At 69.9% G+C, this 23231-nt stretch carries 17 protein-coding genes; 12 read left to right on the top strand and 5 right to left on the bottom strand.

The genetic code is table 11. The annotated features are described in order from the left end of the window. Window positions 1-39 precede the first annotated feature (39 nt). From KHF85_RS04610 to KHF85_RS04590, 5 genes are all read left to right on the top strand, one after another. Window positions 40-1308 (top strand): MFS transporter, encoded by a 1269-nt coding sequence (locus tag KHF85_RS04610; protein ID WP_409976657.1) that lies wholly within the window; start codon window positions 40-42, stop codon window positions 1306-1308. Next, window positions 1305-2579 (top strand): SGNH/GDSL hydrolase family protein, encoded by a 1275-nt coding sequence (locus KHF85_RS04605; protein WP_284568683.1) that lies wholly within the window; start codon window positions 1305-1307, stop codon window positions 2577-2579. The genes KHF85_RS04610 and KHF85_RS04605 overlap by 4 nt, the downstream gene beginning before the upstream one ends. 40 nt (window positions 2580-2619) lie before the next feature. After that, entirely contained in the window at window positions 2620-3654 is a 1035-nt protein-coding gene (locus KHF85_RS04600; protein WP_284568682.1) for an aldo/keto reductase, read from the top strand. 52 nt (window positions 3655-3706) lie between these two features. After that, window positions 3707-4732: a zinc-binding alcohol dehydrogenase family protein gene (locus KHF85_RS04595; RefSeq protein ID WP_284568681.1), complete on the top strand. Its 1026-nt coding sequence runs from the start codon at window positions 3707-3709 to the stop codon at window positions 4730-4732. A gap of 532 nt (window positions 4733-5264) precedes the next feature. Further along, on the top strand, window positions 5265-7313 hold the full coding sequence (locus KHF85_RS04590; protein WP_284568680.1) for an NADPH-dependent 2,4-dienoyl-CoA reductase: 2049 nt from the start codon (window positions 5265-5267) through the stop codon (window positions 7311-7313). 6 nt (window positions 7314-7319) lie between these two features. On the opposite strand, the gene KHF85_RS04585 is transcribed toward KHF85_RS04590, so the two are convergent. After that, a complete protein-coding gene (locus tag KHF85_RS04585) occupies window positions 7320-7724 on the bottom strand; it encodes a Rap1a/Tai family immunity protein (RefSeq protein ID WP_284568679.1) in 405 nt (134 codons plus the stop codon). A 104-nt stretch (window positions 7725-7828) separates the two neighbouring features. Between KHF85_RS04585 and KHF85_RS04580 the strand changes: the two genes are divergently transcribed. Beyond that, window positions 7829-9181, top strand: coding sequence for an MFS transporter (locus tag KHF85_RS04580; RefSeq protein WP_284568678.1), 1353 nt, complete (start codon window positions 7829-7831; stop codon window positions 9179-9181). On the opposite strand, the gene KHF85_RS04575 is transcribed toward KHF85_RS04580, so the two are convergent. Then, window positions 9150-10271: an ROK family transcriptional regulator gene (locus KHF85_RS04575; protein ID WP_284568677.1), complete on the bottom strand. Its 1122-nt coding sequence runs from the start codon at window positions 10269-10271 to the stop codon at window positions 9150-9152. The two genes, KHF85_RS04580 and KHF85_RS04575, sit on opposite strands and share 32 nt — an antisense overlap. A gap of 109 nt (window positions 10272-10380) precedes the next feature. On the opposite strand from KHF85_RS04575, the gene KHF85_RS04570 reads away from it, so the two are divergent. The 6 genes from KHF85_RS04570 (at window position 10381) to KHF85_RS04545 (ending at window position 18170) form a co-directional block, all read left to right on the top strand. Then, complete coding sequence (locus tag KHF85_RS04570) at window positions 10381-12882, top strand: TonB-dependent receptor (protein ID WP_284568676.1); 2502 nt, start codon at window positions 10381-10383, stop codon at window positions 12880-12882. Between the two features lie 2 nt (window positions 12883-12884). After that, window positions 12885-13799 carry a glycerophosphodiester phosphodiesterase family protein gene (locus KHF85_RS04565; protein WP_284568675.1) on the top strand — a complete coding sequence of 305 codons (915 nt, stop codon included), beginning with the start codon at window positions 12885-12887 and terminating at the stop codon, window positions 13797-13799. 199 nt (window positions 13800-13998) lie between these two features. After that, window positions 13999-15147, top strand: coding sequence for a glycerophosphodiester phosphodiesterase family protein (locus tag KHF85_RS04560; RefSeq protein ID WP_284568674.1), 1149 nt, complete (start codon window positions 13999-14001; stop codon window positions 15145-15147). 72 nt (window positions 15148-15219) lie between these two features. After that, the gene (locus KHF85_RS04555) at window positions 15220-16722 is read left to right on the top strand and encodes a hypothetical protein (protein ID WP_409976656.1); all 1503 of its coding nucleotides are present in this window, start codon (window positions 15220-15222) and stop codon (window positions 16720-16722) included. 299 nt (window positions 16723-17021) lie between these two features. Further along, window positions 17022-17483: a cell wall hydrolase gene (locus KHF85_RS04550; RefSeq protein WP_003470606.1), complete on the top strand. Its 462-nt coding sequence runs from the start codon at window positions 17022-17024 to the stop codon at window positions 17481-17483. Between the two features lie 78 nt (window positions 17484-17561). Beyond that, window positions 17562-18170, top strand: coding sequence for a glutathione binding-like protein (locus KHF85_RS04545; protein WP_284568672.1), 609 nt, complete (start codon window positions 17562-17564; stop codon window positions 18168-18170). Between the two features lie 199 nt (window positions 18171-18369). On the opposite strand, the gene KHF85_RS20585 is transcribed toward KHF85_RS04545, so the two are convergent. The 3 genes from KHF85_RS20585 to KHF85_RS04530 form a co-directional block, all read right to left on the bottom strand. Further along, window positions 18370-18573, bottom strand: coding sequence for a hypothetical protein (locus KHF85_RS20585; protein WP_284568671.1), 204 nt, complete (start codon window positions 18571-18573; stop codon window positions 18370-18372). Between the two features lie 63 nt (window positions 18574-18636). Beyond that, window positions 18637-20514 (bottom strand): propionate--CoA ligase, encoded by a 1878-nt coding sequence (gene prpE, locus KHF85_RS04535; protein ID WP_284568670.1) that lies wholly within the window; start codon window positions 20512-20514, stop codon window positions 18637-18639. A gap of 130 nt (window positions 20515-20644) precedes the next feature. Next, window positions 20645-23146, bottom strand: coding sequence for a S9 family peptidase (locus tag KHF85_RS04530; RefSeq protein ID WP_284568669.1), 2502 nt, complete (start codon window positions 23144-23146; stop codon window positions 20645-20647). Window positions 23147-23231 lie beyond the last annotated feature (85 nt).

Genomic DNA, 23231 nt, shown 5'->3' with positions numbered 1-23231 from the left:
ATCTTGCCAGTTTCTGCTGATAAAGCGGGTTCATAGGCTGTGCTCGTCCCGCCTTCCGGAATCCGCCATGCCCCGTCCCCAGCGCCTTCGCCCGCCGTCGCGCCAGCGCCGCGGCTGCCGCTCGCCCTGTTCGCGCTGACCGCCGGCGCGTTCGGCATCGGCACCACCGAGTTCGTGATCATGGGCCTGCTGCTGCAGGTCGCGGCCGACCTGCAGGTCAGCGTCCCGGCCGCCGGGCTGCTGATCTCCGGCTATGCGCTGGGCGTGTTCGTCGGCGCGCCGCTGCTGACCGTGGCCAGCCGGCGCTGGCCGCGCAAGCGGGTGCTGGTGGCGCTGATGCTGGTGTTCACCGCCGGCAACCTGGCCTGCGCGCTGGCGCCGGACTACGCCACGCTGATGGCGGCACGGGTGGTCACCTCGCTGGCGCACGGGACCTTCTTCGGCGTCGGCGCGGTGGTCGCCACCGGCCTGGTGGCGCCGCAGCGCAAGGCCTCGGCGATCGCGACCATGTTCACCGGGCTCACCGTCGCCACCCTGCTGGGGGTGCCGGCCGGCGCCTGGCTGGGCCTGCAGTTCGGCTGGCGCGCGACGTTCTGGGCGGTGGCCGCGATCGGCCTGCTGGCCACCGTGGTGATCGCCGCGCTGGTCCCGGCCAGCGACGACGCCACGCCCGCGCCGCCGCTGCGCGCCGAACTGCACGCGGTCGGCCGCGCGCCGGTGCTGCTGGGACTGGCGACGACCGTGCTCGGCTATGCCGGCGTGTTCACCGTCTACACCTACATCCAGCCGATCCTGACCCGGGTCACCGGCCTGGCCGACAGCGCGGTGTCGCCGCTGCTGCTGGTGTTCGGGGTGGGCATGATCGTCGGCAACGTGCTCGGCGGACGCCTGGCCGACCGCCATCCGCGACAGGCCTTGCCGCTGACCCTGGGCCTGTTGGCGCTGGTGCTGGCGGCGCTGGCCTTCGCGCTGCACTCGGCGCCGGCGATGACGCTGGGGGTCGGCCTGCTCGGGGTGGCCGCGTTCGCCACGGTGGCGCCGCTGCAGCTGTGGGTGCTGGGCAAGGCCGGCGACGCCGGGCGGCATCTGGCGTCGAGCCTGAACATCGGCGCGTTCAACCTGGGCAATGCGCTGGGCGCCTCGCTTGGCGGGCTGGTGATCGGCCATGGCGGCAGCCTGGCGCAGTTGCCCTGGGCTGCGGCGCTGGTCACAGCGGCCGGCCTGGCGGTGGCGCTGCTGGCGCTGCGGCTGTCGCCCGCATCCGCACCGGCGCCGGCGGCGGCCTGCGCTGCGTGCGGCGCGGCATGAGCCGGGGCCTGCAGCAGGCAGCCCTGACCGGCGCCTTGCTCGGCGCGCTCGCGTTGCCGGCCGGCGCCGCCGAACGCGACTGGGTCGCGACCTGGCAGGCGAGTCCGCAGCCGCTGTGGGCCGCCGACTTCCCGTTCCCGACCCAGACGCCGTTCAACCTGTGGCAGCAGACCGTGCGCCAGGTGGCGCGGATCAGCCTGGGCGGCGAGACGGTGCGGGTGGAACTGTCCAACGCCTACGGCCGCGCGCCGCTGCAGATCGGCGCCGCGCACCTGGCGCTGGCCGGCGACGGCGCGGCGCTCGTGCCCGGCTCGGATCGCGAACTGCGCTTCGGCGGGCAGCGCGCGGTGACCATCCCGCCCGGCGCGCCGGTGCTCAGCGATCCGGTCGCACTGAGCGTGCCGGACCTGGCCCGGCTCAGCGTCAGCCTGTATCTGCCGCAGCCGACCGCGCCGTCCACCTTCCATTGGGAAGGCCTGCACAGCGCCTGGCTGGCCGCAGGCGATCGCACCGCGGATGCGGCGCTGGACGATGCCACGGCGCTGCCGGTGCGGCTGTTCGTCAGCGGCATCCAGGTGCGCCGCGCCGACGCCGCCGGCGCGGTGGTGGCGCTGGGCGATTCGATCACCGACGGCGCCGCGTCCACCCCGGGCAGCGACCGGCGCTGGCCGGACCAGTTGGCCACACGGCTGGCGCCGCGGCGGGTGGCGGTGCTCAACGCCGGCATCTCCGGCGGCCGCGTGCTGCGCGACCGCATGGGCCGCAATGCGCTGGCGCGGCTGGATCGCGACGTGCTGGCGCAACCGGGCGTGCACACCCTGGTGCTGCTGATCGGCATCAACGACATCAGCTGGTACGCCACGCCGTTCGCGCCGGACGATGCGCCAGTCTCCGCGCAGGAGCTGATCGCCGGCTACCGGCAACTGCTGCAGCGTGCGCAGGCGCGCGGTCTGCGCGTGATCGGCGCCACGCTGACCCCGTTCGAGGGCGCATTGCCGGACACGCCGATCCGCGGCTACTACAGCGCGGACAAGGAGCGCGTGCGCCAGCAGGTCAATGCATGGATACGCGACGGCAACGGTTTCGATGCGATCATCGATTTCGACGCCCTGCTCCGCGACCCCGCGCACCCCACCCGCATGCTGCCCGCGTTCGATTCCGGCGATCACCTGCACCCCGGCGATGCCGGTTATGCCGCCATGGCCGAGGCCGCCGCGCGCGTGCTCGGCGACGCGACCGACCCGCATCGCGCCGCTGCTTCGCCACGCTGATCGCCCCTCCCTTCCGTTCCCCCGCAAAGGAATCTCCACCATGGAATACCGTCATCTCGGCGCCTCCGGCTTCAAGGTCCCCGTGCTCAGCTTCGGCACCGGCACTTTCGCCGGCTCGAACGCCTTCTTCGCCGCCTGGGGCAATTCGGACGTGGACCATGCACGGCGCCTGATCGATATCTGCCTGGAGGCCGGGGTCAACCTGTTCGACAGTGCGGACATCTACTCCGGCGGCGCCGCCGAATCGGTACTGGGCGCGGCGATCAAGGGCCGCCGCGACCAAGTGCTGATCTCGACCAAGGCCACCTTCCGCTTCGACCCGGACGATCCGAACAGCGTCGGCTCCTCGCGCTTCCACTTGCTGCGCGCGGTCGATGCCGCGCTCAAGCGCCTGGACACCGACTACATCGACCTGTTCCAGTTGCACGGCTTCGACGCGAAGACGCCGGTGGAAGAAACCCTGTCCACGCTCCACGACCTGGTCCGCGCCGGCAAGATCCGCTATCTGGGCGTGTCCAATTTCTCCGGCTGGCACCTGATGAAGTCGCTGGCGGTGGCCGACCGCCATGGCTGGTCGCGCTACGTCGCCAACCAGACCTACTACTCGCTGATCGGCCGCGACTACGAGGAAGAACTGATGCCGCTGGGGCTGGACCAGGGCGTCGGCGCGGTGGTGTGGAGTCCGCTGGGCTGGGGCCGGCTGACCGGCAAGCTCCGCCGCGGCCAGCCGTTGCCGCCGAGCAGCCGCCTGCACGACAAGAAGGTCACAGAAGCCGGCCCGCCGGTGGAGGACGAACGCCTGTACCGGGTGATCGACGCGCTCGAGGCGATCGCTGCCGAAACCGGCAAGAGCGTGCCGCAGATCGCGCTGAACTGGCTGCTGCAGCGGCCCACGGTGAGCAGCGTGATCATCGGCGCACGCAACGAGGAGCAGTTGCGGCAAAACCTGGGCGCGGTCGGCTGGAATCTCGACGCCGCGCAGGTGCAGCGGCTGGACGCGGCCAGCGCCGTGGTGCCGCCGTATCCGTACTGGCATCAGCGCGGTTTCGCCGAGCGCAATCCGCGGCCGGTCTGAGCCGAATCCGCCGCGCGCCGCAGCACCCGCTTCCCCATTCCTGGAGACCCCCATGAAAGCCGTCGCCCTGACCCGCTACCTGCCGATCGACGATCCGCAGTCGCTGTTCGATACAGAGCTGCCCACCCCGCCCGCGGCCACCGGCTTCGACCTGCTCGTGCGGGTGGAGGCGGTCTCGGTCAATCCGGTCGATACCAAGGTGCGCGCGCCCAAGCCGCAGGTGGAAGCGCAGCCGAAGGTGCTGGGCTACGACGCGGCCGGCGTGGTCGAGGCGGTCGGCGCCGATGTCGCCGGGTTCGAACCCGGCGACGAGGTCTATTACGCTGGCGACATCACCCGTTCCGGCAGCAATGCGCAGTACCAGCTGGTCGACGCGCGCATCGTCGCGCGCAAGCCGGCAACGCTGGATTTCGCGCAGGCCGCAGCGCTGCCGCTGACCACGCTGACCGCCTGGGAACTGCTGTTCCAGCGCATGCCGTTCGACTTCGACGACGCGCGCAACCGCGGCCGCCGGCTGTTGGTGATCGGCGGTGCCGGCGGCGTCGGCTCGATCGCGATCCAGCTGGCGCGGCACGCCGGCTTCGAGGTCATCGCCACCGCCTCGCGCCCGCAGACCCGCGACTGGTGCCTGCAGCTGGGCGCGCAGCACGTGATCGACCATCGCCAACCGCTGGCGCCGCAATTGCAGGCGCTGGGCATCGAACAGGTGGATGCGGCGCTGAACCTGGCCGACACCGACCGCTACTGGGATGCGCTGGGCGAGCTGATCGCGCCGCAGGGCCATGTCGGCCTGATCGTGGAACCGTCCGGCGCGCTGCGCATCGGCGATCCGTACAAGGCCAAGTGCATCGGCATCCACTGGGAAATGATGTTCGCGCGGGCGCGCTTCAAGACCGCCGACATGATCGAGCAGCACCGCATCCTGGCGCGCACCGCCAGCCTGATCGACGCCGGCGCGTTGCGCACCACCCTGACCGAGACGCTGGCGCCGATCGACGCGGCCAACCTGCGCCAAGCGCACCGGCGCCTGGAATCGGGCAGCACCATCGGCAAGCTGGCGCTGGTTGGCTGGGGCTGAGCGGCAAGCGCAGTTCGATCGGGACACGCGCGCGAGATCGCCCCGCTTTACGCGCGCGGCGGTCATTGGCCATCCCACAAACCGCGCGCCAGTTCCACTGTTGCTGTTGCTGTTGCTGTTGCTTTTGCTGCTGCTGTCGCCTTTGCTTTTGATCTACCGGGTCCCCTCAGCGCGGCAGACCCGGCGGGCGAATACCCGAAGGGCGGCGCGCAGGATGCGCGCCGTTTTTCGCTGGCACAGGGATGTGCCATCGAAAAATGCCTGCCGGGGCTGCGGACCCGGAGCGCGTAGCGCGGAGGGCGCACTGCGGGGTGTGCTTTCTTTTGGTTACTTTTCTTTGCACAAGCAAAGAAAAGTGACCCGCGCCAGCGGAAGCTCTTGCTCTTGCTCTTGCTTCAAAGCTTCAAGGCTTCAAAAGCCAAAAGCCCAGCGCCAGAACCAAAGCAACGGCAACGGTAAGGCAACGCCCCTCTTGCCGTAGCCCGGATTTCGCGTCACCCTGCGCGCTTCCGTACGCCAGCGTATCCAAGCCATGTCGCCCGCCTCCGGCCAGCCCGACCCGTCCCCCGCCGCTTACCCGCACCTGTTAGCCCCGCTCGACCTGGGCTTCACCCAGCTGCGCAACCGGGTGCTGATGGGTTCGATGCACACCGGCCTGGAGGATCGCGCGCGCGACTTCCCCAAGCTGGCCGCGTATTTCGCCGAGCGCGCCGCCGGCGGCGCCGGATTGATCGTCACCGGCGGCTTCGCGCCGAACGTGGTGGGCTGGCTGAAGCCGTTCGGCGGCAAGCTGTCGTGGCCGTGGGAAGTGCGCCCGCACCGGCAGGTAACCGCCGCGGTGCATGCGCACGGCGCCAAGATCTGCCTGCAGCTGCTGCATGCCGGGCGCTACGCCTACCACCCGCTGTCGGTGGCGCCATCGAAACTGAAGGCGCCGATCAACCCGTTCACGCCGCGCGCGCTGTCCGCACGCGGGGTCGAACGCCAGATCGGCGCCTATGCGCGCGCCGCGCGGCTGGCGCGCGAGGCCGGCTACGACGGCGTGGAAGTGATGGGTTCGGAAGGCTATCTGATCAACGCGTTCGTGGCCCCGCGCAGCAATCGCCGCGACGATGCCTGGGGCGGCGACGCGACCAGGCGCATGCGCTTCGCGGTGGAGATCGTGCGCCAGATCCGCGCGGCCTGCGGGCCGGACTTCATCATCATCTACCGGCTATCGCTGGTGGACCTGGTCGAGGACGGCAGCGACTGGCAGGAGATCGTGGCGCAGGCGCAGGCGATCGAAGCCGCTGGCGCGACGTTGATCAACTCCGGCATCGGCTGGCACGAGGCGCGCGTGCCGACCATCGCCACCTCGGTGCCGCGCGCCGCGTTCGCCGGCGTCACCGCCAAGCTCAAGCCGCACGTGCGGGTGCCGCTGATCGCCACAAACCGCATCAACATGCCCGACGTGGCCGAGCGCATCCTCGCCGGCGGCGGCGCCGACATGGTGTCGCTGGCGCGGCCGCTGCTGGCCGATCCGCAATGGCCGAACAAGGCGCGGCGCGGCCAGGCGCAGGCGATCAACACCTGCATCGCCTGCAACCAGGCGTGCCTGGACCATGTGTTCGAGAACAAGACCGCCAGTTGCCTGGTCAATCCGCGCGCCGCGGCCGAGACCGAACTGAACTACCTGCCCACGACCGCGCCCAAGCGCATCGCCGTGGTCGGCGCCGGCCCGGCCGGACTGGCCTGCACCACGGTCGCCGCCGAACGCGGCCACCGCGTCACCCTGTTCGACAGCGCCGCGGAGATCGGCGGCCAGTTCAACGTGGCCAAGCGCATTCCCGGCAAGGAAGAATTCCACGAGACGTTGCGCTATTTCCGCCACCAGCTCGAGGCCACCGGCGTGGACCTGCGCCTGCACACCACCGCCGATGCGGCGCTGCTGGCCGGTTTCGACGAGGTGGTGCTGGCCACCGGCATCGTGCCGCGCGCGGTGGATTTCCCCGGCGCCGATCACCCCAACGTGGTCAGCTATCTCGATGTGTTGCAGGGCCGGGTGCAGGCGGCGGACAAGGTCGCGATCATCGGCGCCGGCGGCATCGGCTTCGACGTCGGCGAGTTCCTGGTGCACGCCGGCGTCTCGACCGCGCTGGACCCGGCGCGGTGGATGGCCGAATGGGGCGTGGATCCGCAGTTCGAGGCGCGCGGCGCATTGCGCAAGCCGCAGCCGGAAGCGCCGGCGCGCAAGGTGTGGCTGTTGCAGCGCAGTGCCGGTCGTCCCGGCGCGCGCCTGGGCAAGACCACCGGCTGGATCCACCGCGCCACGCTGAAGGCCAAGGGCGTGACCATGCTCGGCGGGGTCGAGTACCTGGGCATGGACGACGCCGGCCTGCGCATCCGGGTGGACGGCGCCGAGCAGTTGCTGCCGGTCGGCACCGTGGTGGTCTGCGCCGGCCAGGAACCGCGCCGCGACCTGCACGCTGCGCTGCAGGCGGCCGGTCGCAAGCCGCACCTGATCGGCGGCGCCGATGTCGCCGCGGAACTGGATGCCAAGCGCGCCATCGCGCAGGGCAGCCGCCTGGCGGCGCAGTTGTAGGCGCGCCTACCTGGAGCAGGGAAAGGACGCGCGCAACGCCTGGATCACCGCGATCGAGGCACGCTGCTGCAATGGGGCCGGCGGCAACGCGCTGAGCGCGGTGTACACGCGATCGGCCAGTTCGTGCCGCAGCACGCCGCCGCCGGCGCACCACTGCACGCCTTCGGCGCCATCGGCGACGCCGGCGATGTAGAACGTCGCCGCTTCGCTGGCCTGCTGGCGACGGCGTTCGGCCCGTTGTGGTTGCAGCCCGGCAACGGCATCCGGATCGCCCTTGAGCAGTTGCAGCAAGTGCGCCGCGGATAGCTGATGGACATCGGCGTTCGATGGCTGCGCAGGCGCCGCCAGCACAGGCGTCGCGCCGCAAGCCGCCAGGCACAGCGCGAACAGCAACGGGATGCGCAGAGACATGGACACCTCCTCGGATGGCTCGGGCCGCTGCCGCCGATCCTAGCAGGCACCGGTCTGCACACCTGGACTTGGTGCTGTCGCATCGCGCCGCTATAAGGCGTCAGATGCACCGGACCCTGCCAGCCTCGCCCGCATTGCCCGCATTGCCCGCGCTGCCCGCGCTGCCCGCGCTGCCCGCATTGCAGCACGCGGCGCTGGCGGCGTATGCCTGCGCGCATTTCGGCAAGAGCCTGCTGTGGTACGCCAGCGAACTGCTGCTGATCTATTCGTTGACCGAACACGCCGGACTGGCTGCGGCCGCCGCCGGGCTGGTGCTGGCGCTGGGCCTGCTGGTCAGCGCAGCGATCGGTCTGGGCGCCGGTTTCAGCCTGCGCCGGCGATTGTGCGAGGTGACCCGTATCGGACGCCTGCAATGGCTCGGCCTGAGCGCGGCGGCGCTGGCGCTGCTGCTGGTGTTCGCCGCGCCGCTGCTGCCGGCGCCGCTGCGGTTGGGCTACGTGCTGGTGCTCAGCCTGCTGTTCCGCATCGCCTATGCCGTCTGCGACGTGGCGCAGAACACCTTGCTGAGCATGGTGCACTGGCCATGGCGCGGCTACGACGGCGCCAGCGCATTGCGTCTGGCCGGCAGCGGCATCGCAGCGCTGCTGATCAGCGCGATGGTTGGCGCGATGCTGGCGCGCGGCGCCGACGGCGCGGCCTTCGCATTGCAGGCCAGCGCCCTGTTGGCCGCACTGGCTGTGGTGTGCGCATGGCAGCTGCGCCGCGCGCTGCTGCGCGATGCGGCACCGCGTCCGCGTACCACTCCCGACGCGCCGCGGCGCACCGAGCCGGCACCGTGCTGGCGCGCGATTCCCTGGCAGCCGCTGCTGCTGATCGCCGCGATATCGCTGACCCTGCCCGCCTTCACCAAACTGGCGCCGTACGTGGCCGCCTACGGCCTGCTGTCGCCAGGCTGGGGCAGCGCGGTGCTGATCGCCTATGCGCTGGGCTCGGTGCTGGTGCAACCGCTGGCGGCGCGGTTGGGCCGGCAGCATCCGCCGCAGCGACGGCTGGCCTGGCTCGGCGCTGCGCTGCTGCTGAGCGCGCCACTGTTCGCGCTGGCGCTGCCGGCGATGCCGCGGCTGAGCCTGCTCGCCGCCGCCTGCATCGGCGCGATCGGCGGCAGCGGCGGCCAGTTGGTCTGGGCCTGGCACGCGCAGTTGACCGCCCGGCGCGCGGTCGCCCAGCACGCGCTGTGCTTCGCCGCCTTGGTCGCCAGCGCGCAGGTGGCGCTGGCCGCCGGCATCGCCGTGATCGGGCTGTTGCTGGGCGCGGTGGACTACCGCGACGGCCATTGCCAGCTGCTGCGCTGGGCGATGGCCGCCGGTCCGCTGGCCTGCGGCGCGCTGTGCCTGCTGCTGGCGCTGCTGTCCGCGCGCCGCCCGCTCAGGCGAAGAAGGCTCGCTGCAATGGAATGAGCGCCGCGCCCAGAGTCACCGCGTCGCCGACGGTACCGGCGATGCGCAGTTCCGGCAGCGGCGGCGCCAGCCCATGCCGGTTGGGTGCGCGCGGAATACGGATGCGTTCGATCAGGCGCTCGGCGATCAGTGCCGGCATGCGCCCGCCGATGACGATCGCCTGCGGATCCAGGGTGTAGGCCAGGTAGGCGCACAGCTGCGAGAACGGCGCTTCGGCCAGCGCCAGCCAGGCGTCCACCCCCGGGCTGTGCGGGCCGATGTCGCCCAGCATCTGCTCGACGCCGGCGTAGTCCTGCCCGGCCGCGCGCGCCAGGGACAACAAGGCGTCCAGGTTCGGATAGGCCATGCCGGCGACGGTCCAGATGCCGCCGAATTCGCCGGCGTTGCCGCGATGGCCGCGGAACAGCCGGCCGTCGGCGATGATGCCGCCGCCGAAGCCGTTGGTCAGGTGCAGATAGGCGAAGTCGCGGCAGTCGCGGCCGACCCCGTACAGGCTCTCGGCCACCGCCGCCGCCGCGCCGTCGTTCTCCACCGTGACCGGGCAGCCCAGCGCGTCTTCCAGGATCGGCCCCAGCTCGACCTGGGTCCAGTCCTCCAGCGCCGGCGGCCCGGCCATCTGCTGGCCCTGCCCGGTGAAGAAGGCCGAGATCGCCATGCCCGCACCGACCACCCGCGCCGGATCCACGCCGGTTTCGGCGAGCAGTTCCCCGCGGAACCGCAGCAGCTGCGCCAGCACCGGCGCGCGGCGCATGTCGGTCAGGCCGAGGCGGCGCTGGCCGCGCACCGCGCCGGCGAAATCGACCAGGGCCAGCGCCACCACGTCGCCCATCAGGCCGATGCCGAACGCGTAGGCGTAGTCCGGCGCCAGGCGCACATCGACGCTGGGGTTGCCGCGCCCCCCGGCGGCACGCGCGCTGAGCTGCACCATCCTGTCCTGCACGAAGCCCTGCAGCAGGCGCGCGACCGTGGGCTGCGACAGGCCCAGCTCGCGACTCAGCACCGCCTGGGTCTGCACTCCTGCCTTGAACACACGGTCGAGCAACTGGCGGCCGCCGGCGCTGACGCGCGGCGGGAAATCGGCATGGAGCATGGGACGGCGCGGACCAGGAGTGGATGTGGCGCAACGCTAGCATGTGGACACATAAGCTTCATACATGATAAATAGTATTACCCCCACATACTTTAAATGGGGGAGTTCCATGCGTACCAGCCATCCACACCAGAGCCTGCTCGCGCTGGCGCTGTCTTCCGTTCTTGCCGCCAGCGCAGCCAACGCCCAGGAGCCGCCACAGGCCCCCGCCGCTGCCGACGCCACCACCACCCTGGATCAGATCGTCGTCACCGGCACCCCGCAGGGCCAGTCGCAGAAGGACGCGCCGTTCGCGATCAGCGTGGTGTCGAAGCAACGCCTGGATCGCGCGGCGCCGAGCAGCAGCGTGGACATGCTGCGCGCCGTACCCGGCTTCTCGGCAGAACCCTCCGGCGGCCAGGGCGGCGGCCAGAACCTGTACGTGCGCGGCCTGCCTGCCGGCGGCTGGTACTACGTGCAGTACCAGGAAGACGGCATGACCCTGTTCGACGAGCCGCAGGAAAGCTTCTTCAACGTCGATACGCTGTTCTCGCTGGACATGATGACCGAGCGCCTGGAAGTGGTGCGCGGCGGCACTTCGCCGCTGTTCGCGACCAACGCGCCGGGCGGCACGGTCAACGCCATCACCCGCCACGGCACCGCCACGCCCGAGGGCGCGGTGCGCATGACCGTCGGCAGCGACGGCCTGCGCCGCGAGGACGCCTACAGTTCCGGCCCGCTGAGCGAGAACGTGCTGTACAGCATCGGCGGCTACCACCGCAGCGACGACGGCCTGCGCGAGACCGGCTACACCGCCGACAAGGGCGGCCAGTTGCGCGGCAACCTGACCTTCCTGATGGGCGATGCGATCCTCGACGTGGACGCCAAGTACCTCGACGACCGCACCGCGTTCTACAACCCGATCCCACTGGACGATCCGCGCAACCCGTCGCAGTCGCTGTCGGCGCTGCTCGACCCGCTGGACGGCACCCTGCTGTCCAACGACCTGCGCCGGACCACGGTGCCGACCTTCGACGGCAACCGCCTGCTGTCCCGCAACCTGGATCTGGCCGACGGCATCCACAACAAGGTCAAACAACTCGGCACCCACGTGGAGTGGAACCTGGACGACGGCCTGACCCTGAACAACCGCATGCGCTTCGTCGATGCGGAGGTGGACTACTCCGCGCTGTTCTCCGGCGCCGCGCCGTCCGACGCCGCCGCCTACCTGTCCACCCAGCGCGGCCGCGCGCGCACCGGCTTCGGCAACCGCGTGGCCCGCGTCGGCTACGTCACCAGCAACGACGGCGCCGTCTACGATCCGGCCGGCGCCGACGGCCTGGTGCTGGAAAGCGGCCTGTGGAACGCACGTACCCACCTGCGCACGCTGTCCGACGACCTACGCCTGAGCAAGGCATTCGGCGCATCGGCGCTCGGCCAGCACACGCTCACCGCCGGCGTGAACGTGCAGCACTTCGAATACGCACAGGACCGCCTGCAGAACACCGTACTGACCACGCTGCAGAACAATGCGCAGCGCCTGGACGTGCTGGCCTACGACACGGCCGGCAACGTGGTTGGTTCGGTCACCCAGAACGGCTTCGTGCGCTACGGCAACGACGTCACCCGCGGCTTCGCCAACGGCAACTACCTGTCGCCGTACCTGTGGGATTCGGTGCGCTTCGGCCGCTTCGGCGTGGATGCCGGCGTGCGCTACACCCGCTATAGCGCCGACGGCGGCGTGTACGCCAACACCACGCGCAACCTGGGCGATGCCGGCACCCTGGCCGACGACAGTGCGGGCGGCCTCAGCGGCGCGTTCAGCGCGCGCGAGGATCGCCGCCATGCCACGCAATGGACGCTCGGCGCCGAGTTCGCGCTGACCCCGCAGTTGCAGACCTTCGCCCGCTACACCACGTCGCAGCGCCTGCCGCGGCTGCAGAACGTCTACCAGACGCAGAACGCGGCGGTCACCGACATCGACCAGGCCGAAGCCGGGCTGCGCGGCGCCTTCGGCGATGCCTTCTCGTTCTCCACCGTCGGTTTCTGGAGCCGCTTCAACGATCTGTCGATCAGCGCGATCGTGCTCGACGACGCCGGGGCGGTGCAGACCCTGGCCCTGGTCGGCCAGACCCAGACGTTCGGCCTGGAGTCGGAGTTCACCTGGCGTCCATCGGCGCACTTCGGCATGACCGGCTCGGTCACGCTGCAGGATCCGCAAACCCGCAGCCTGAGCAACGCCACCACCGGCGCCAGCTACGGCGACCTGGACGGCAAGCAGATCTCGCGCATCCCCAAGTTCATGGCCTCGCTCAGCCCGACCCTGTACTTCGACATCGCCGGGCGTCCGCTCGAACTGTCCGCCACTGCCTACCGCATGGGCCAGCGCTACGTCGACTACACCAACGCCACCGCGCTGCCGGCCTACACCACCTACGACCTGGGCCTGTTCGCCCGCCTCAACGACAACCTGGAACTGCAGCTGCATGCGGCCAACGTCGACAACAGCGCCGGCCTGACCGAAGGCAACGCGCGGGTGGACACGCTGTCCGGGCAAGGCACCGCCGAGGCGATCTATGCGCGGCCGATCTTCGGCCGCAACTACAACGCATCGCTGACCTGGCGGTGGTGAGCATGTGCTACCGCAAACTGCTGATGGGCATGGCGATCTGGCTGCCGCTGATGACGGCGACGGCGACGGACTTGCCGGAACGCCTGCGCGATCCGCACGGCGATGCGCTGGTGGTGTCGCACCGCGCATGCTGGAAGTTCGCCTCGGAGAACACCCTCGACGGTATCGCCGCGTGCATCGCACGCGGCGTGGACACGGTCGAGGTCGACGTGCGCACCACCCGCGACGGCACGCTGGTGCTGATGCACGACGAACGCGTGGATCGCACCACCAACGGACATGGCGCGGTGGCCGAGCTGGACGCGGCGCAGATCGCCGCGTTGCGCGTGCGCAGCGGCGGCGGTGGCCGCAGAAGCACCCTGACCGAGCGCCACCCTCCGACGCTGGCGCAGGCGCTGGCTGCGGCGCGCGGCCGGGTGCTGGTGAACCTGGACGTCAAGGCCGCCGCGCTGGACCAGGTCATGGATGTGGTCGAGGCGGCCGGTGCGCAGCGCGACGTGCTGTTGAACGTCCCGCTGGACGTGCCACAGGCCGCGCTGCAGCGCGCGCACGCGGCCGGCATCGCGCTGCAGGTGCTGTACCTGCAACGCGACAGCGCGCTTTCGCCGCAACAGGCGCTTCGCTGCGCCGCCGCGCTGCGTCCGGCGGTGGTGCAGTTGATGTTCGACGATCCGGCGGTGCTGGGCATCGCCCAACGCGAACTGGCGCCGCATGCGCGCCTGTTCGTCAACACGATGACCAACGACATCGCCAGCGGCCGGCCGATGCGGCTATCGGCGAACTACACCGACCAGCGCGCGCTGCACGATCCGGCCAGCGTCTGGGGCGCGCTGCGCACGCAGGGGGTGAGCATGATCCAAACCGACGAACCATTGATGTTGCAACGCTACTTACGCACATCGGACATACATCGGTAGCCGCCGGCGCCGTTAATCCTCGCCACGCTTCGCGAGCACACCAGTCACAGACGGTCGGCATCAGCCGGATCGCGCCAATGGATGGCGCAGCCGTCGTTCCGAGCGATTCGCCGCGACGGTCGAGCCAACACGGTCGGCCGCCATTGGCGTCGTTGCGCCTGCTTCACTGACATCCATCCAATCCCAAGGGGGAAAACATATGAAATCGTCCAAGAAACGCTTCAAGACCTTATCGCTCGTACTGGCCTGCGCCTCGCTGACCGTGCTGTCCGGCCTCGCCTCGGCGGCCGAGAACTGGAATCCAGCGCACATCCTCAACACCATGAAAAGCCCCTACCAGGGCAGCCGCGCCAGCGTCGCGGTGATCGCGCATCGCGGCCTGGTCGGCAACGGCTGCCCGGAAAATTCCACCTGCTCCATCCTCAACACCTATAACAACAACATCGAAGCGATCGAACTGGACGTCAAGCAGTCCTCCGACGGGCAGCCGTGGTTGTTCCACGACCAGAACGCCGGCCGCGTGATCGCGCATTCGCCTGCCTTCAACATCTTCCAGCCGGGCAACGGCTGGAATCCGGACATCCGCACCATGACCAGCCACGAGCTGGTCAATTCGTTCCTGCGCGACAAGGACTTCGCCAAGACCAACTACCGCCCGCTGCCGCTGGCCAACGCGTTGGATGCCGTGCACCACTACGCCAATCACATGGTCGTGGTGCTGGACCTGAAGACCCTGGACGCGGTGTCGCGTGCAGCCGACCTGGCCCTCTACTTGGGCATGCAGAACCAGGTGGTACTGAAGTTCAGTGCCTCGCTGCTACCGCGCACGCCTAACGACATCACCCGTTACACCAAGGGCGTCGCGTTCGCACCGACCGTCTACGCTGGCGACATGGACAGGCTCGCCGACGGCGGCTATACCGGCCGATGCGGAAAGACCAGCACCAACACGCCGTTCTGCCGCGTCAATGCGTGGATCGAACAGGCCCGCGGCGAGAAAGGCTTCGCCTGGCTGGAAATCGGCAACAAACAACCACGCCGCAGCGATCCGACCGGCGAACTGCTGGCCGGCGAGCAGGCCAATCACCGCGCGCTCGGTGCGTTCTCGCCGGTGCCGGAATACCGCCTCGGTAGCCACGACGGCCATCACTTCGTGCGCAGCGACGGGACCTGCTGCGCGGCGCTGAGCGACTACCTGACGCGCACCAAGCACTTCGGCAACGAAGTCGCCGACGACCGCTCCGACTTCGGCGTGCAGGCGTTGGCCGGCTTCACCAGCATCATCAGCGACGACCCGCTCAGCATTACCCGTTCGCACATTTTCCGGAATACCTCGCGCTACGAGTGATCGCGGCATGATCCGGCCGGGGAGTTCGCTCCCCGGCTTCCCGCTGCACTCTCCACCCAGGAAGCATCCGCTATGCGTCCCGTTCACCGTCCACGTCCCCGTCACCTGCTTGTCCTGCTCCTCGTCGCCGGCGTGAGCTGGCTCCTGTTGCAACGCGCAGCGACCGCGGAAGGCGCCCGCGCCGCCACGGCGCCAACCACCGCGCCGGCATCCGCGCATCGCGCTGTCTCCGCGACCGACATGCCGTCCGCATCACCGTCTTCCACCGACACCGTGCCCGGCCCATCGGCGCGCGAGGTCATCGCCGCGGCGCAGGCGCTACCGGCCGATTTCCAAGCCGACGCGCTGCTGCGCATCGCCGACGCCAACGATCTGCCGTCGACCGCCGGCGGCGATCGCCGCGACGCCGCGCTGCGCCTGGCGCAACAGGCCTCGGTCCTGGCAGAACACGCGATGCGGCGCATGCCCGGCCTGGCCAGCGCCGGCTATGCCAGCGAAGAGCACGGCGACGAATTGCGCGACACCCGCACCGCCGGCCTGGACCGGCTATCGCTGCAAACGCGCGCTGCGCGCATCCTGGCGACGTCTCCCGCACAGGCGACCGCGCTGTTCGCGGCGCTGCCGACGCCGCAGGCCGCCGGCTGCGATGCCGCGCTGATCGACGACCCCAGCCCCACCTACGCGCTGGCGACCGCACTGCAGCCCGCCCAGGCCGCGCCGCAGGCGGCAGCGCTCGCCGAGCGCGTGGACAAGGCGCAACAGGAAACCGACGTGGCGCCGGCACTGAAGATGGTTCTCGCCAGCACGGCGCTGGAGCGCAACGGCCAGGCCCAGGTCGCCGACAGCCTGGTGCGCATGTTCGCGCGCATCCGCGGCAACGATCCGGGCTTCACCGCCACCGAGCTGAGCGTCGCCGCGGACATGCCGCTGCTGCTGCAATGGCTGCAGGACGCGGCACTGCGCGAGCGGCTGCATGCGGCGTACCGCGCTTATGTCGCGGCGCATCTGGCGCAGGCGCGTTGCCCGGCGAGCCTGCTCGGCAACCACTGGCTGCTCGAACAGCGCTTCGTCGCCGAACTGCCGAACGAACGCATCCCGCCGGCACCGCCGGTGGTGCAGGAATCGATCGACGACGAGGCGGTTTCGTTGATCCGCCAGGCCGGCTACAACGTGCGCACGCAACTGCTGCTGCCCGACGCCTCCGCCGCCGACCCGGCGCTGGAAAAAGCCTCCGCCGAATTCCTCGATCAGCTCGACCATGGCGTGCTGCAGCAAACCGCGGCAGGCGATGGCAGCGGCCGCGTACAGCGTGCGCGGCTGCGCGAACTGCTGCGCTATCTGGAATATGCGCCGAGCGGCACGTCGCGCGATCGCGGCGTCGCGCTGATGGCGTCGTTGCTGTCCGGCCCCTACTACGCGCAGGACCACGACACCTGGTTCGGCGATCTGCATGTGGTCGCCGGGCAGATGCAGCGCTGGCCCGACCGCGCGCAACGGCTCGCGCAATTGGCCGAGCATCGCGATCCGGTGGTGAAGGTCTACGCGATGCTGATGCAGCGCGGTCAGTTTCCCTGAGCGTCGTCGCAGCCGATACACCACGCTGCGATCCCTCCGCACGCGCGACGCCACGCGCCGCGCGCGCTACACGGAGAGTGAACCCTGTCAACAATCGGGGTTCAGTTGCGATTGTGGAAGCGGCGCCTATTGTGCGCGCCACTTCCGGTCCGCCCCTCCTGGCGGATCCGCCGGCCTCCACATTACGCCGGCACCCGGGCGGCCCGTGACAGGCCGCCTCCCCATGACGCCAAGCCGCATCGCCTTGCCGCGCCACCCGCTGCAGCGCCGATGACGGCCCATACGGAGCAAGGAGTTATATGAAACTGGCCTGGATACTCTGGCTGTCGCAGCTGTTGCCGCAACCCGCCGCCGATTCGCTGTGTTTGAGCACCACCGTCTACCTGGAAGCGCGCGACCAGACGCTGCGCGGCCAGCAAGCGGTCGCCGAAGTGGCGCTGCGGCGCCTGGACAGCGGCCTGTGGGGCAACTCGATGTGCCAGGTGGTCACCGCGCGCAAGCAGTTCGCGCCGGGGCTGGTGAAACCCGGTACCGAACTGAAGAACGACGACGCCTGGGCCGATGCGGTCAACGTCGCCTTCGCTGCCGAACGCAACTGGGCGCTGCCGCAGGGCCAACGCAAGGAGATCGTGCCCGGCGCCAGCCACTTCGCCGCGCACGCGATCGCCAATCCGAGCTGGCGCAACGCCTACCAGGTGGCGACGATCGGCGACCACACGTTCTACCGCGTGCAGAAGCTGCGGCCGCGCAACGCGTCCTGAGCGAAGACGCCGCGCTATCGCCATCTGCACCCAGGGCCGGGTACGCTTGCCGGACCTTTGTCCGTGCGGAGTCCTGCAATGAAACTGTATGCCAAGCCTGGCGCCTGTTCGCTGGCCGACCACATCGCGCTGCGCTGGGCGCAACTGCCGTTCGAACTGGAACTGCTCGACGCCGCCGCGATGAAGGCAGCGGCCTATCTGGCGATCAATCCTGCCGGCGCGGTGCCCGCGCTGCAGGTGGACGATTGGGTGCTGACCCAGAACTCGGCGATCCTCAACTACATCGCCGATCTCGCACCCGCGGCGCAGCTGGCCGGCGATGGCGGCGCGCGCAGTCGCGCCGAAGTGCAGCGTTGGCTGGCCTTCCTCAACGCCGACCTGCATCCCGCCTTCCATCCCTTGTTCGGCAGCACGCGCTACCTTGAGGACGCGGCCACGATCGCGCGCACCCAGGAACATGCGCGCGAACGCCTGCGCACGCTGTACGCGCGCGTGGACGCGCAACTGGCGACGCAGCCATGGCTCGCCGGCGCGCAGCGTTCAATCGCCGATGCGTATCTGTTCGTCACCCTGCGCTGGGCGCGGGCACTGAAGCTCGAAACAGGCGCCAACCTGCAGCGTTTCTTCGAGCGTATGGCCGCCGATCCGCAGGTGCAGGCGGCGCTGCAGGCCGAAGGCCTGGATTGAATCGGCGCAATCAGAGCGGCGTTACTGATCGGTTTGCACGCAAACGAACATGTAGGAGCGGCTTCAGCCGCGACAGGATTCACCCGATAGCGCCTGTCGCGGCTGAAGCCGCTCCTACAACGGCGAACACCGCTTCTGCGCCATCGCACGCCGACATCTGTGCGTGCGACATTGGCGCTTGATCTTCGACCGCTGCGGATCATGGCCAAGCGTATCCTGCCGCCAGCGCGCGGCCAGCGCTGGCGACTTGGCCTTGCCGAGCGCGGCAGCGCTCGATCCGCAACTGCATGAAATAGCCCCTCAGCCCCAGATGTTTGCGCACCGCTTCGCTCATCGCGTCGTAGAGCAGCCAATAGCGCTGCGCCGCTTCGCGCGAGACCGGCGCAGCGCGCGGCTGCGCCAAGCGTGGACGGCATCTACCAGCTTGCGGCGCGATTGCGGCGCGCGGCAGGCGCGCAATGGCGCTTCAACGTCCCAGCACCCGACGGATCTCGTCGAGCGCGCCCGGATCGTCCAGCGTCGACAGGTCGCCGGGATCGCGCTGCTCGGCCAGCGCCTGCAGCGAACGCCGCAGCAGTTTGCCCGAGCGCGTCTTCGGCAATGCCTGCACCAGATACACCTGCGCCGGCCGCGCCACCGCACCGAGCCGCTCCACCACGCATTGCCGCAACTGTTCGGCGATGGCGTTCGCGGCATCGGGCGATGCCAGCTGTTTCAGCGTCGCGAACACCACCGGCACCTGTCCCTTCAGTTCGTCGTGCATGCCGATCACCGCCACCTCGGCCACGTCCGCATGGCCGGCGATGGCTTCCTCGATCTCGCGCGTGCCCAGGCGATGGCCGGCGACGTTGATCACGTCGTCGGTGCGGCCGAGGATGAAGGTATAGCCATCGTCGTCGCGAATCGCCCAATCCAGCGAGCTGTACAGCAGCTCATCGAAATGGCTGAAATAGCTGCGCAGGAAACGCGCGTCGTCGTTCCACACCGTGGTCATGCAACCCGGCGGCAGCGGCGGCTCGATCACCAGCACGCCCTTGCGCCCGGCCGGCACCTCGCTGCCTTGCGCATCGACGATCTTCATTTTGTAGCCGAGATTCGGAAAGCCAGGCGAACCCGGCTTGATCGGCAGCATGTCCAGTCCCGGCAGCAAGGTCAGCGCCGGCCAGCCGGTCTCGGTCTGCCAGTAGTTGTCGATGACCGGCTTACCCAGCGCCTCGCCGATCCAGCGCGCGGTCGGCGCGTCCAGCGGCTCGCCGGCCAGGAACAGGTACTGCAACGCGCGCAGGTCGTGGTCGCGGATGTGGCGCAGCGGGTGTTTCTTCAGCACGCGGATCGCGGTCGGCGAAGAGAACATGGTGCGCACCCGGTACTTCTCGCACAGCGCCCACCACACGCCCGGATCCGGATCGACCGGCAAGCCCTCGTACAGCAGCGAGGTGCAACCGGCGATCAGCGGACCGTACACGTTGTACGAATGGCCGACCGCCCAGCCGACATCGGACGTGGAGAACATCGCCTGCCCGGGCGCGCAATCGAACACCGTGCGCATCGACAGCGCCAGCGCCACCGCGTAGCCGCCGATGTCGCGCTGCACACCCTTGGGCTTGCCGGTGGTGCCGGAGGTGTACAGCAGATAGCTGGGTTCGTTGGATTCCAGCCACACCACCGGCACCTGCGCGTCGCCGACCTGCGCGCGCAACTCGGCGTAGTCCACGTCGCGCCCGTCGCTGCGCGGCTGCGCCGGATCCAGCCCGCGCAAGACGATCAGCACCTTCGGCGGCGGCGCGCCGGCTTCCGCGCAGGCGGCATCGAGCAGCGGCTTGTACGGGATGATCTTGCCGCCGCGGCTGCCGGCATCGGCGGCGATCAGCAGCTTCGGCGCCGCATCGTCGATGCGCAGCGCCAGGTTGTGCGCGGCGAAGCCGCCGAACACCACCGAGTGCACCGCGCCGATGCGCGCGCAGGCCAGCATCGCGAACACCGCCTCGGCCATGTTCGGCATGTAGATGACCACGCGGTCGCCGCGCTGCACGTCCAGGCGCAGCAGCACCGCGGCGAAGGCGACGACCTCGGCGTGCAGCTGCGCATAGGTGAACTCGCGGGTCTGCCCGGTCTCGCTGGACACCGCCACCAGCGCCAGCTGCGTGGCGCGCTCGGGCAGGTGCCGATCGACCGCGTTGTAGCACAGGTTGGTCAGCCCGCCACCGAACCAGCGCCGGAACGGCGGGTCGTCGTAGTCCAGGATCGTCTGCGGCGGCCGCTGCCAGTGGATGGCCTTGGCCTGCTCCGCCCAGAACTGCTCAGGCTGCTCGATCGAGCGCCGGTACAGCGTCGCGTAGTCCATGCGGCCCCTCCCAAGGCGATGCACCCGCCCGAGCATAGTCGCTGCGCGGCGCGGGCGTCGTTCCGACCTTGGTCGAAGGGCGCAGGCGACGCCGCGGCGGCATCTGCCTGTGCCGCCGCCGGTGGACTGCTTACTGTTTTTGCGCTGCCGCCTTCGCCGCACGCGGCGGCGCATGCTTCACGTAGCGGTCGAACCACTCCAGCATCTCGGCCACCACGTCCTCGTTGGACTCGCGCGCCGTGTACCAGTGTGGCTCGAACGGCAGCAGCACCAGCCGCGCGGTACCGCCATTGCCGCGGATCGCCTGGAACAGCCGCGGCGCCTGGGTGGTTTCGGTGCCGGGATTGGCATCGTCCATGCCGTGCACGATCAACAGCGGTTCGTCGATCTTGTCGGCATGGAAGAACGCCGAGGCCTGCGCATAGACCTGCGGCGCGGCCCAGAACGAGCGCCGCTCGCTCTGGAAGCCGAACGGGGTCAGGGTCTTGTTGTAGCTGCCGCTGGTCGCCACGCCGGCGCGGAACAGGTCGGTATGCGCCAACAGGTTGGCCGCCATCAGCGCGCCGTGGCTGTGGCCGGTGACGCCGATCCGCTGCCGATCGACCACGCCCAGTTCCACCGCCTTGTCCACCGCGGCGGTGGCGTTGTCCACCAGTTGCTGCAGATAGGTGTCGTAGGCGGTCTTGGGATCGCCGACGATCGGGAACGCGGTGTCGTCGATGATCGCGTAGCCGGCCAGCAACAGCAGCTGGTAGGAACGCAGGCTGGTGAAGTCGCGCTCGTTGGCGCCGCTGACCTGGCCGGCCTTGGACGGGTCGGCGTAGTCCAGCGGATAGGCGTACAGGATCGCCGGTACCCGCGTGCCTTCCTTGTAGCCCGGCGGCGTGTACAGGGTGAACGACAGCTCCACGCCGTCCTTGCGCTTGTAGGTCACCAGCCGCTTCTTGATCTGCCGTACCAGCGGCGTCGGATCGGGAAAGCGGGTGACCGGCGCGATGCTCGATGCGTAGACCGCGTCGCCCGCCGCCGCACCGGGCTGCGCCTGGCCCAGCGCGCGCAGGTACACGTTCGGCGGATCGGTCGGCGACTGGCGCCAGGTCAGCAGCCGGGTGGTGTCGTCGCCGGCGAACCCGGCGAACACCTCGTCGACGCTGGCGTCGCTGCGGAACAGGCGCTCGGTCTTGCCGCTGGCCAATTCGTAGCGGTCCAGGAACGCGCGATCGCCGGCCGGCGTGGCGCCCTGCCCGCTCAGGAACAGCGCGCCGCGGTCCTCGTGCAGCACCGCTTCGCCGTTGGCCAGCACGCGCAGTTCCGGGGTGCCGGGATCGGCGTACAGGTCGTCGGTGGACAGATCGAACAGCACGCGGCCGGGCGTGCCGGGGCGGTCGGCGTCGAGCAGCGTGGTGCGCCGCCAGTGGCGGTTCTCGTCGTATTCGTCCAGCAGCGCCTGCCCGCCCTGGGCGAACCAGGACAGGCCGGCGTAGCGCTGGGTCACCCGCGCCAGCTCGCGCGGCTTGGCGGTGAACGGCGCCGCCAGGGTCAGCAGCTTGTCGCGCGCGGGCACGGTGGCCTTCCAGTCGCCTCCGTCCAGCGCCTCGGCCCAGACCAGCGTGGCCGGCTGGTTGGCCCGCCAGGCGTACGCACGCGGGCCGGTCGGCACGCCCTGCACCGGCACCCGTTCGGCGACCGGCAGCTTGGCAAGCACGCGCTCGCTGCCATCTGCCAGGTCCAGCACCGCCACGTCGTGGGCGAAACGCGCGTAGGTGGTGACGTAGGAATACGGCCGCTGCAGCCGCTCCACGCGCACGTGGTGGCCGTCGGGCGCGCCATCCACCGCGCTATAGACCGCCGGTGCGCCGACCTTGGTCTGCTTGCCGCTGGCCGCATCGACGGTGAGCAACTGGGACGTCGCGTAATACGCGAACAGTGCCTCATCCTCGGGACTGGACAACGTGTCGCGCGCCTCGTAGGTGCTGCTCTCGCCCTTGCCCTGGATGGTTTCCTTGACCTCCGGACCCGGCGGCACCGCCGCCTTGCGCGGCGCCGCGCCCAGGTCCTGCGGCACCGTCTTCAGCAGCAACGTGTCGCTGCCGCCCAGCCACTGGATCTCGCCGCCCAGCACCGGGTTGAGCTGCACGCCGTCGATGCGGCGCACGTTGCCGGTGGCGGCATCGCCCAGCCACAACTCGACGCGGTCGGCGGCGGTGTTGTTGAAGGCGAAACGGCGCCCGTCCGGCGACCACACCGGCAGCGCCGGACAGGCGCCGGCCGGCAGGGTCACCGCGGTCTGCTTGCCGCTGGCCACATCGACCAGGCTGAAGCCCTCCAGGCAGGCGCGGATGCCGTAGCCGTTGGACATGTCGTGACGGCTGTGGCTGCGCGGCTCCACGCGCACGCCGGCCAGCTTCAGGTACGGCTCGGCGACGCGCGTGATCGGCGGATACTGGGTGCGCTGCACCAGCAGCAGGGTCTTGCCGGTGGGATCCAGGCGCGGCGACGGATTCGACGGCGCGCGCATCACCCCCAGCAGCGGCTCGGGCGGCTGGCGGTAACCGCCGTCGGCGGCCGCGGCAGCGAACGGCAACAGGCTGGCGATGGCCAGGACTCCGATCCAGCGATACGGCACGAGCATGCGGTTGTCCCCTTGGCGAATGGCTGCAGGAACTTAGCACAGCGCACTGGCTTCTCCCCCGTCACTCCACGAAGCCGACCAATCA

Source organism: Xanthomonas graminis pv. graminis (assembly GCF_030168915.1).
Taxonomy (GTDB): domain Bacteria; phylum Pseudomonadota; class Gammaproteobacteria; order Xanthomonadales; family Xanthomonadaceae; genus Xanthomonas_A; species Xanthomonas_A translucens.
This window is presented reverse-complemented; position numbering and strand designations above follow the sequence as displayed.

Coding starts and splice junctions, on each gene's coding strand:
- KHF85_RS04550 (WP_003470606.1), top strand. CDS start 17,022: ATGAAACTGGCCTGGATACTCTGGCTGTCGCAGCTGTTGCCGCAACCC.
- KHF85_RS04585 (WP_284568679.1), bottom strand. CDS start 7,724: ATGTCTCTGCGCATCCCGTTGCTGTTCGCGCTGTGCCTGGCGGCTTGC.
- KHF85_RS04570 (WP_284568676.1), top strand. CDS start 10,381: ATGCGTACCAGCCATCCACACCAGAGCCTGCTCGCGCTGGCGCTGTCT.
- KHF85_RS04565 (WP_284568675.1), top strand. CDS start 12,885: ATGTGCTACCGCAAACTGCTGATGGGCATGGCGATCTGGCTGCCGCTG.
- KHF85_RS04580 (WP_284568678.1), top strand. CDS start 7,829: ATGCACCGGACCCTGCCAGCCTCGCCCGCATTGCCCGCATTGCCCGCG.
- KHF85_RS04555 (WP_409976656.1), top strand. CDS start 15,220: ATGCGTCCCGTTCACCGTCCACGTCCCCGTCACCTGCTTGTCCTGCTC.
- KHF85_RS04605 (WP_284568683.1), top strand. CDS start 1,305: ATGAGCCGGGGCCTGCAGCAGGCAGCCCTGACCGGCGCCTTGCTCGGC.
- KHF85_RS04600 (WP_284568682.1), top strand. CDS start 2,620: ATGGAATACCGTCATCTCGGCGCCTCCGGCTTCAAGGTCCCCGTGCTC.
- KHF85_RS04590 (WP_284568680.1), top strand. CDS start 5,265: ATGTCGCCCGCCTCCGGCCAGCCCGACCCGTCCCCCGCCGCTTACCCG.
- KHF85_RS04545 (WP_284568672.1), top strand. CDS start 17,562: ATGAAACTGTATGCCAAGCCTGGCGCCTGTTCGCTGGCCGACCACATC.
- KHF85_RS04530 (WP_284568669.1), bottom strand. CDS start 23,146: ATGCTCGTGCCGTATCGCTGGATCGGAGTCCTGGCCATCGCCAGCCTG.
- KHF85_RS04595 (WP_284568681.1), top strand. CDS start 3,707: ATGAAAGCCGTCGCCCTGACCCGCTACCTGCCGATCGACGATCCGCAG.
- prpE (WP_284568670.1), bottom strand. CDS start 20,514: ATGGACTACGCGACGCTGTACCGGCGCTCGATCGAGCAGCCTGAGCAG.
- KHF85_RS04560 (WP_284568674.1), top strand. CDS start 13,999: ATGAAATCGTCCAAGAAACGCTTCAAGACCTTATCGCTCGTACTGGCC.
- KHF85_RS04575 (WP_284568677.1), bottom strand. CDS start 10,271: ATGCTCCATGCCGATTTCCCGCCGCGCGTCAGCGCCGGCGGCCGCCAG.